The 7,908-nt window shown below is 39.1% G+C and carries 8 protein-coding genes and 1 pseudogene; 3 read left to right on the top strand and 6 right to left on the bottom strand.

Features of this window, described 5'->3' with window-relative positions:
- From VB733_RS20220 to VB733_RS20210, 3 genes and pseudogenes are all read right to left on the bottom strand, one after another.
- A pseudogene (locus VB733_RS20220) lies at positions 1 to 277 on the bottom strand (hypothetical protein); the annotation flags it as partial.
- 99 nt (positions 278 to 376) lie between these two features.
- Positions 377 to 1,192 (bottom strand): hypothetical protein, encoded by an 816-nt coding sequence (locus tag VB733_RS20215; protein WP_323341856.1) that lies wholly within the window; start codon positions 1,190 to 1,192, stop codon positions 377 to 379.
- A 16-nt stretch (positions 1,193 to 1,208) separates the two neighbouring features.
- Positions 1,209 to 1,379, bottom strand: a complete 171-nt coding sequence (locus tag VB733_RS20210) for a hypothetical protein (RefSeq protein ID WP_323341855.1) — start codon at positions 1,377 to 1,379, stop codon at positions 1,209 to 1,211.
- 492 nt (positions 1,380 to 1,871) lie between these two features.
- Between VB733_RS20210 and VB733_RS20205 the strand changes: the two genes are divergently transcribed.
- A complete protein-coding gene (locus tag VB733_RS20205; RefSeq protein WP_323341854.1) occupies positions 1,872 to 2,081 on the top strand; it encodes a type II toxin-antitoxin system HicB family antitoxin in 210 nt (69 codons plus the stop codon).
- Positions 2,082 to 2,206: 125 nt separating this feature from the next.
- Here VB733_RS20205 and VB733_RS20200 read toward each other — a convergent pair whose 3' ends face one another.
- Entirely contained in the window at positions 2,207 to 2,434 is a 228-nt protein-coding gene (locus VB733_RS20200) for an addiction module protein (protein ID WP_323341853.1), read from the bottom strand.
- A gap of 164 nt (positions 2,435 to 2,598) precedes the next feature.
- The gene (locus VB733_RS20195; protein WP_323341852.1) at positions 2,599 to 3,201 is read right to left on the bottom strand and encodes a DUF3124 domain-containing protein; all 603 of its coding nucleotides are present in this window, start codon (positions 3,199 to 3,201) and stop codon (positions 2,599 to 2,601) included.
- Positions 3,202 to 3,376: 175 nt separating this feature from the next.
- Between VB733_RS20195 and VB733_RS20190 the strand changes: the two genes are divergently transcribed.
- Positions 3,377 to 5,614 (top strand): DNA phosphorothioation-associated putative methyltransferase, encoded by a 2,238-nt coding sequence (locus tag VB733_RS20190; protein WP_323341851.1) that lies wholly within the window; start codon positions 3,377 to 3,379, stop codon positions 5,612 to 5,614.
- Between the two features lie 133 nt (positions 5,615 to 5,747).
- Here VB733_RS20190 and VB733_RS20185 read toward each other — a convergent pair whose 3' ends face one another.
- Positions 5,748 to 6,428 (bottom strand): tetratricopeptide repeat protein, encoded by a 681-nt coding sequence (locus VB733_RS20185; protein ID WP_323341850.1) that lies wholly within the window; start codon positions 6,426 to 6,428, stop codon positions 5,748 to 5,750.
- Between the two features lie 737 nt (positions 6,429 to 7,165).
- Here VB733_RS20185 and VB733_RS20180 point away from each other — a divergent pair.
- Positions 7,166 to 7,789 carry a hypothetical protein gene (locus VB733_RS20180; protein WP_323341849.1) on the top strand — a complete coding sequence of 208 codons (624 nt, stop codon included), beginning with the start codon at positions 7,166 to 7,168 and terminating at the stop codon, positions 7,787 to 7,789.
- The last annotated feature ends 119 nt before the right edge of the window (positions 7,790 to 7,908 follow it).

The following is a 7,908-nucleotide window of genomic DNA, read 5'->3' as shown; positions in this document are numbered from 1 at the left end:
GTGCATAGGATACAGCTAAACCTGCTGGAATAGTAACAGGCATTACAGCAATGCCACCTAACCCAGTAATAAAACCTGTGCCAGCAGCATAAGTAGTTCTCCAGGCAATAACAGAATTAATTGCATCTTCAACAGTAGCTGTTTGACTCAAATGTTCTGCTGCAACTTGCTCTGCAGATGGCAGAACACCTAACCCATTAATTCCGGCATTAGCTATCCACTCAAGAGTTGATTGTACGAGATTGCTTTTATCGTTGTTGTCTTTAGCTGAAAACATAAATTTCAAATTTTGTATATTACTGTATATTTTTTATCTCCAGATGTTGTAATAAGGCTACCGTGATATTCCCAGTTCACAGTAATTTTATAAAGATGTTCACAAATTATTGCTTTTTCTTCGATTTCGGATTTCTTCTTTCAACATTTCTAATTGAGTACACTCAGGCTCTCCATTAAACATTTCTCTTGCCCAATGTTCGCAGTTATAACGTAGCTTATTCCAAACTAGGTTAAGTGTTTTTGATTCTTTAATACGTTCCTCAACTAGACTGTATGGAACAGTTTGAGGAAGATGTTGTTTTACAACCCATTCAGGATGATAATTTAATTCGTGAACATATCCAAATCCCTTCTCTACAATGCTATTTTGAGGTTTTACTGTTGCTCCTGTAAAAAAATGTGCAACTCTAAAACCTTGAGAACTTGCTACTATAATGCCGTAGTGATCGTAGTTTTGATCTTCATCATCTTTACAAGATATAGCAACAAGATCACCAATTTTCACCACTTCAGCATTAATATCGGCAGTATCGGGGACTTTATCAAGAAGAATAAAGTATTTTGACAAAAAAAGTAATTGAATTTCAGTTTCTCTGAATGGAGATTCTGTCCATTTAGAGTCACATTCTGGAATTAATTTAATAACTTCATCAAATTTTTCCTTTGCCCATTTTAAATGTTTCTCAAGATGCTTAAGAGAGCGAATATGCTGCTCTCTACTCAGTTTATAGAAATTCATGTCAAGCTTGATACCTAAACATTCAGATGAACGTTCGCAGATATCTATAATTTCTGTATCCCTAGTATGTCTAACAATTTGGTTCAACTCATGTTTGATAGTACCATCATGAAGATGATTTTGGATTTCTCCAAGCAAATATAAAATTTTCGCAGTACAGGAATTCTTAAACATAATTTTTTCTCACTTTTCAGAAAGAAGAAGCTTTATTATTGACTTTTTCAGCTTGCTTCTTCTGTTTTTGTTTTTCATTCTGTTCTTGTTCCATCTTCTCTAAAAGTGTTTCAGAAATAATGGGAGCTATGATTTTACAAGATGGGATTACACTTCCGGCAATTTTTGAATTGGAAAAAGAAGACATAGTTTTTCTCCGCAAGTCGAAATATAATTCAATATAGTCTTTAAAAAATTAAGTTGGCAACCTGTTATTTATACGGAATGTTTATAAATGCCTCAATTTAGAGTATTAGTAGATTAATTATAATAAGACTTTATATATCACAAAAATTACAATTATCTTAATTTATAAAAAATATATTTTTATATAGTATTTTTACGCAAATAATAGAATTATTTAGTATTAATTTGTCTTGAGAAGAATATAAGAAAGAATCAGCTTGGCTTATCAAATCCAATTGTCCAAGGGTGCAGTAAAACAACTCAAAAAACTACCAGCAGATATTAAAGGAAGGATTGATAAAAAATTCTCGATTTAGAAATTGAAACCCGTCCAAATGGTCTCAAAAAATTACAAGGTGATTATAAATTATCTCCTATCCGAGTCGGAGATTACCGAATCTACTATATTATTGCTAATATTTAAATTGAGTGATCGAGTAAATATAATCAGCTTATGAAAATTTTCACTGCGATTGTCGAACGAGATACTGATACTAATCTGTACGTCGGTTATGTTCCTGGGTTTTCTGGAGCGCATTCCCAAGGAGAGACTTTAGACGAGTTACGTGATAATCTTCGCGAAGTCATTGAAATGCTTTTGGAAGATCACAAGGTAGAATTGAACACGGAGTTTGTTGGTACAGAGCAAATTGTGATTCACTAAGTTATGAGTAGTATTCCCGTCTTCTGGAAAATTTAGGTTTTGTAGAAGTTCGTCAAAGAGGTTTGCACAAGCAGTTTCGTCTCCAGCATATTCATTCAGCGCTTCAGGGTGAAAAACGTATTTCATTATTCAAGCAACTGTCTCACTTGCTTCAAAGCTTCGTCTCCATCAATAATCGGAACAGAGCCATTTCTAACTTCATTTCGTCGCTGCTTTGCCTTATTTACCCAGGCTTCTTGAATCGCAGAATCGGTATCAAATTCCAAGCTTTCCACCAGTTTATCAGCCAGAAGCGCCCTAGACGCGCTAGGCAAAGATAATAATTCTTCGGTCAATTGTTCGAGCGATCGCATGATTAAACGCAAGCTGCTGAATTTATTCGTATTTTAACAGCTATTGAAATGCGATCGCACCAGCAAACAGAACCATTCACACTACAACCCAAAATCTGATGCACTAAATAACAGCAAATTTTCCGATTCAATTAACACTGAATAATATTAAATCACACTTTTAATTAAGGTTTGAGTTCTTGAATCACTTTACCAGAAGTAGTAAATGATACTCCTTGCTGAAAACTTGTGCTAATCATTACTGCCTCAACAATTGGCTCAGTCACACTTTTTGTCTCTGCTACCCACTCGACAATAAAGTTCGCTCCAGAACCTCCACTGACATCCTGTTGGGGAATGAAGAATTCTGTGGTGGCAAGGGGAGAAAGTTGTAAATTTCCCTCTGTTTGCTTTTTGACTAATTTTCCAGTTGAGTCGTAATAACGAACGGAACGAATGACGATTGGGTCAGTTAAACTGGTATTACGAATACTCAAAGTTACTGTTAGAAGTAATTGTTCTTGCTTGTTACCGTGATAAATGTGGGAGTAAACAGGAACATAAATAATTTGTCCTTTACTGACTGTAATTTGATTATTGGATGTTATAGACACGCTTGTGCCATCTTGAGCAATTCGTGTTAGGGATGGAACTGGGGTTGGTGAATTTGCAGTTTGAGATGGAGCATTATTTTTTGTTGTGTCACATGCAGTTAAAAGCATAATAATGTAGATAATACTAACGATCGCAACTCGCTGTATGACTATAGATTTAGTTGTTCTTGACATCAATTCAGCCATCCCCAGACTCTATGCAACTACTGTAACAGCTGGGCGATCGCACAGGTTTAAGGAGAAAATAACTAAAATTCTCATGATCAAATTCTCATGATGATAAAAAAACTCATATTTAACATCAGAGATTGAGCAACTCAACCAGCAGTTTCTTCCCGAAAATAGTGCGATGGTTCAGCCTGATTATAGTGATGACAATATAGAGATACCCAAAATTCCGAAGATATCTGAATTGGGTTTGGTTAACGAAAATTACTTACCTAATCAGCATCAATGTTTACCTGAACTCAGTGCGATCGCTTTTGCCTGTAAACGTAGTCCAGTAGGTAAAAAATTACCTGATGCTTTTTATATTCATATTTCTGCATTGTCTACCCTGGAAGAGTTGCTGCAAGCATACGAAAGCCGAGCTAGAAGTGTAACTGCTCAAACTCACGGTGCAAATTTAGTCAAATTTAGCACTAATCAATTCAAAATATCTTACTTATTTTATCCTGACTTTGACACCGATCCACACCCAGGATTACAAGCCAGCATTCAAGTCAACTTGGAAACACTGGAGGTTACTCATCGGGACTACAGCCAATCCCAGAATCCCCCGATTCTCCATCGCAAAGAAACTTTTGTTACACCTGAATATCCCCTTTATCAGCAATTCGCCGCATTAACCAAAGCCCAAGAAAGCTTAGGCTTGCTGACAAATACTCAAACTATCGGTACACGGGCTGGTTGGGAAGAACGTTTACAAGCTTATAATGTGGAAATACAGGGACATCGCCTCATCCAGCGCCAAGCAACCATCAGCACCCTGGAATCTTTCCCACGCCAAATCGAGCGTCACAAAGCCGCAATTGTTCGCAATGACTTGTCTCGCCCCGTACGCGCAGCTTTAGAAGCTGGTTTATTTACGCCAGAGATAACCTTTTTTGACTACGGCTGTGGACATGGGGGTGATGTTACTCGTATATCACAACAAGGTTTTATCAGTGCCGGTTGGGATCCTTATTATTTGCCAGATACTCCCCCAACACCAGCAGATATTGTTAATCTTGGTTATGTAATTAATGTCATTGAAGATACTGGTGAGCGTCGTCAGGCATTAGTTAATGCTTGGGAACTGACTCGAAGACTTTTAATCATATCTGCCCAAGTCACCCTTGCTGATACAAATAAAGGCACCATCGCTTATGGTGATGGTGTAGTCACAACCCGCAACACGTTTCAGAAATATTATGAGCAGGAAGAATTAAAAATTTACATTGACCAAGTTCTTGGTGTTGATGCGATTCCTGTGGCTTTGGGCATTTATTTTGTGTTTCGGGATGAAGCCCAAGCACAGTTATTCCGGGCTTCTCGCTTTCGTTCCCGTGCCACCACACCGAGAGTTAAAGTTGAAGTTAAAGGGTTTGAAGATTACAAGGAATTACTGACACCCTTGATGTCTTTTGTAACTGAGCGGGGAAGATTACCAAGTAAAGGAGAATTAGCTGAAGAAGCGGAAATTTGCAGTGAATTCAGGACATTAAAACGAGCATATCATGTCATTTTACAAGCAACTGACCCAGAAGAATGGCAAGCGATCGCTCAAAAACGTCGTCAGGATTTAATGCTGTATTTTGCCCTTTGTCAATTTAGTCGTCGCCCGAAATTTTCAGATTTAGCACTTCCTGTCCAAGAAGACATTAAAGCCTTATTTGGTACTTATAAACAAGCCGGCATTGATGCGGAGGCAATGCTTTATAGCTTGGGTAATACAGAAAACATTATCGAACGTTGTCGCCAAAGTCAGATTGGCAAAAAGCTGGCTAATTCTCTCTGGGTTCACATCTCGGCATTGGAAAATCTTGATCCCTTACTGCGCCTTTATGAAGGATGCGCTAGTCGCACAATTGGACGTATGCAAGGAGCAAACGTGATCAAAATCCACACCAAAAGTCCAAAAATTTCCTATTTATTTTACCCCGATTTTGACACTGACCCCCATCCAGCCCTACAAACCAGTATGATTATTGATCTACGGGATTTACACGTCAGCTATCGGGATTTTGATCAAGATAATCCACCTGTGTTGCATTACAAGGAAGCTTTAGTAACTCCTGACTATCCACAGTATGAAAAATTTACCCGCTTAACTCGTCAAGAAGAAGAGTGGGGGCTACTGGATGACTGGCGGAGTATAACCCATCGTTCTGGGTGGCTAAAATGCCTAGAGGAGCATTGCACCACGCTGAAAGGATATCAGTTACTGCGGCGCAAGGATGCCGACCCTTATAAACTAAAGGTATTACGTGCGGCTGTCAACACCCGGCGATATCAAAAACGTCAGGAGATTCCGAAAAATGACGATAGCAAAAATGTTTCTGCTACCACAGATGGGGAGAGTGAATCTTCAAGTCAACAAACCTGATTAACAAACCCCTATTACTCTGTCAAGCTAACTTTGCAGGGACAAAAATCTCCGCGTCTCCGAGTCAATCTCAACCCGTCAATTCTGGGTTTGCGAACTCCTAGTCGCCTTGGTAGGGCAATCGAAAAAACCCTTATCCGCCTATTTTCCGTAGTGTCTCATCAAGACGACTGACATTTTCCTGTTTACCTTGTCGATCATAGATATCACGAGCTTTTTTGAAAAGTGCGATCGCATCTTTAGATTTACCCTGCTTCATCAAAAATGTACCACGCAACTCGAAAACCTGAGGATGATTTCGGTCTAGGTTCATGGCTTGTTCGGTAGCCCACATCGCACCAGTGTTCTCACCTAAACGTAGTAAGACGGTTGCTAATCCTAGATAAGCATCAATATTATTGCGATTGAGTTGAATCGATTTGCGATATGCATCTTTGGCTGTGCGGTTATCACCTAAATTGCCACTAACATAGCCTAAGGCATATTGAAAATCTGCATTGTTTGGGTTCAGCGCTACTGCACGGCGATAGGAAGATAATGCCGACTGAAGATTTCCTTGCAGTGCATACAAATAACCGATACCCGAATGGATTGAGGCATTTTTCGGTTCGAGATTTACAGCTTGTTGATAAACACTGATTGCACCACTATAATCTCCCGCATCGACAAGTCTGCGTCCTTCATCTAGCAGTTGCTTAACCTCTTGTGTTGTGCGCTGCACTACTGTCATCTGCGCCTGGGCAACTGAGGGAGTTGTTACTGAAATACTTCCTAAAATGAGAACACTAATAACCAATGATGTTCGATTGTACACAGTAAATTACCTGAAAGTTTTTTTACAACTTTTTAAATACGCTGGATACTCAAAGGCTTATCCAAAGCAGCACCACACTTTGACGAGACTAAAACAGACACCACTGACTGGACTCGTTGGCAAGTGTTTCACAATTTCCGAGATTGCTTGTACATTAAAACAAAAATTTCTCGATTTGAAAACTCCATTCCTGTACTTTTATGAAAGATTTACGATGAATTGAGTATGTTCCCCATTGCCAAAATCTTCTCATAATTCTCTATCATGGAACTATTCCTGTTTGAGTCAGGCAAAGTTCCTCTCAATCACCCATTAACTCTATGTATTGAAGCGGGAAAACTCCAATAAATCCGACCATTAGTAACTTTTTTGGAGGTTTTTGAGGAAAATTACTGATGGGAGCAACCATCAATCATTTGTATTTTTAATGTCATGTCCCCATAGTTTGATATTTTTCACAAGTCAAATGAGGTTTTCATAGTCTGGAAAAAACTATTTGCAGTCATCAAAAATCATCAAAAAGTCATTACATATCATCATAAAAATTAAACTTTCAACATCTGCAACTACGGAAATATCTAGGTTTTGTTGTTTTTCCCCAATTCTTATTACCAAAGATAGATTACATAAATATTGCTAGTGATAGATATCCATGACACCTATTTGTCATTTAATTACAAACAAAGATGCGATATATCACAGCATTTTACTTAACTGGTAAGGGGAAAATTTAAGTTATGTCATACGTAAACAAAGTTGGTGATGATGTTATTCAAGAGCCAGCTGTAATCAATCGAGTCACTGATTATCATGATCGTGTGCGTTGGGGTCCGATTATCTCTGGGTTGCTGGTTGCATTAGCGACACAATTAATTCTAAGTGCGATGTTTTCGGCGATCGGTGCAGGTAGTATTGAAGCATCGGGTAGACCGAGAACTATCGCTGGAGATGTCGCTGGAAACGTTGGTATTTGGTCAACCATTGCTCTGTTGATTTCTTTGTTTACAGGTGGTTGGGTGACAGCTCGTGCTTGTGGTCCGATGAATCGTAATACTGCACTCCTTAACGGGGCAATTCTCTGGGCAACAACTTTGGCTGTTAGTTCCTGGTTACTAGCTAGCGGTGTATCTGGTGCATTTGGTGTCGCTGCATCTAATGCCGGTGAAGTCATTAACCAAGTACAGCAACAGGGTGGTGTGAATGTACCCCAAACTAATGTAACTGCCCAACAAGCCCGTGAAACTGCATCTGCAATTCGTCAAGGTTTGTGGTGGTTTGTTTTTGGTTCTTTGTTAGGTTTACTCGCTGCGATGATGGGTGCTGCTGCTGGTACCCGCAGTCCCCGTAATCATAATTACTAGTGATTCGCCAACCCAGAATTGACGGTTGAGACTGATTCGGAGACAGGGAGACGCGGAGACACGGAGATTTTTGTCCCTGCAAAGTTACTTTGGTGAACTACTAGGACAAAACCGCAAAA

Source organism: Calothrix sp. UHCC 0171 (assembly GCF_034931845.1).
Taxonomy (GTDB): domain Bacteria; phylum Cyanobacteriota; class Cyanobacteriia; order Cyanobacteriales; family Nostocaceae; genus Brunnivagina.
This window is presented reverse-complemented; position numbering and strand designations above follow the sequence as displayed.

What these genes read in the sequence shown, in the direction of transcription:
- VB733_RS20215 (WP_323341856.1), bottom strand. Translation starts at nt 1,192, where the DNA reads ATGTTTAAGAATTCCTGTACTGCGAAAATTTTATATTTGCTTGGAGAA.
- VB733_RS20210 (WP_323341855.1), bottom strand. Translation starts at nt 1,379, where the DNA reads ATGTCTTCTTTTTCCAATTCAAAAATTGCCGGAAGTGTAATCCCATCT.
- VB733_RS20205 (WP_323341854.1), top strand. Translation starts at nt 1,872, where the DNA reads ATGAAAATTTTCACTGCGATTGTCGAACGAGATACTGATACTAATCTG.
- VB733_RS20200 (WP_323341853.1), bottom strand. Translation starts at nt 2,434, where the DNA reads ATGCGATCGCTCGAACAATTGACCGAAGAATTATTATCTTTGCCTAGC.
- VB733_RS20195 (WP_323341852.1), bottom strand. Translation starts at nt 3,201, where the DNA reads ATGTCAAGAACAACTAAATCTATAGTCATACAGCGAGTTGCGATCGTT.
- VB733_RS20190 (WP_323341851.1), top strand. Translation starts at nt 3,377, where the DNA reads ATGGTTCAGCCTGATTATAGTGATGACAATATAGAGATACCCAAAATT.
- VB733_RS20180 (WP_323341849.1), top strand. Translation starts at nt 7,166, where the DNA reads ATGTCATACGTAAACAAAGTTGGTGATGATGTTATTCAAGAGCCAGCT.